Here is a 1,137-nt window from a genome sequence, read left to right on the forward strand (position 1 = left end):
TTATCAAAATGAGTCTTACTAATATACATTTTCATACAGCTATAGGCTGTTCAAGAAAATAGCAACATAAAAATATAACTTTTTAGCAATATGGATTCTACTGTGATCTTTTTTCAACAAAATATAGAAAATCTTCTATAAAACCTCACAGTTTATAGCCTCATCAAATATTATGCTTATCTCTAGATAAATACTGTGTATCTACAAAAAAATATTCACCCTCATTTAATAAAATAAGAATAAATGTTGTTAAAAGAATCCCTTGCTATCATCAACGCAGCTTTAATCTTAAGCCAACATCTCTTCTCTAATCTCCGCAGAACTCGTTGCGGATATATTAGAGCAAATGAAGCCATCCTCTGATATATAACCAGCACCAAGAGCAAATGCGAATTGTCCACGCCATGCGCCCGCTATCAAATGAAACAATCAACTTTCCTAGTGTATCGTTATAACGCAAACCTACCACTGCCAAACCAACAGCCGCTACTTGTCTTGCTTCTTTCCGAACATCTTCAATAACATAACTAAACATTTCAAATTTCATATCGGTGGAGGATTTCGATTCGTTAACACCATTACTCATCGCATTATCCTTGGATTCAGAAAAATATTTATCTACATATTTTTTCGTATCATCAAAAACTTTCTTAATCCGCTGCTTACTGTCATGTAACAACCAACTAGCCCCCTCCACGACTTCTGTCAAATTTGCGTAAAACACACCACTCTTCAGACATTTTCTCTTTTTTTATTTTCAACATTAATGCTGGCATTGTTATTTATGGGAGTCGTTCTTTTAATCGTGTAACTCTTTTCGCCCCTGTCTTGTATAGACAGGAGCGTTTTTGAAAATAATCGTAGTGAATTTTATTAATTTAGAGTTAAGCTTAATCCTACACCTACACCCCAGCGCCCTCCGGCACTTGTCACAGATAGACTAGAGCGAATATTTCCATCTTCAGATGTATAACCAGCACCAAGAGCAAATGCGGACTGATTAAGCCATATACCACTACCAAGTGCAACACTTAACTTTCCTGGTGCATCATTGTAACGCAAGTTGGACACCGCTAGACCAATAGCAGCAGCTTGTCTTGCTTCTTTCCGAACATCCTGAATAGCATAATTCAATGT

2 protein-coding genes are annotated in these 1,137 nt (G+C 36.3%); both read right to left on the reverse strand.

Annotation, left to right across the window (positions count from 1 at the left end; translation table 11 throughout):
• Nucleotides 1-337 precede the first annotated feature (337 nt).
• The gene (locus tag ACFIL3_RS10365; RefSeq protein WP_375682239.1) at nt 338-724 is read right to left on the reverse strand and encodes a hypothetical protein; all 387 of its coding nucleotides are present in this window, start codon (nt 722-724) and stop codon (nt 338-340) included.
• A gap of 149 nt (nt 725-873) precedes the next feature.
• On the reverse strand, nt 874-1,137 hold a 264-nt coding region (locus ACFIL3_RS10370; RefSeq protein WP_375612610.1), incomplete at its 5' end, for a YadA-like family protein.

This window comes from Bartonella sp. CE47NXGY, from assembly GCF_042195415.1.
Classification (GTDB): domain Bacteria; phylum Pseudomonadota; class Alphaproteobacteria; order Rhizobiales; family Rhizobiaceae; genus Bartonella.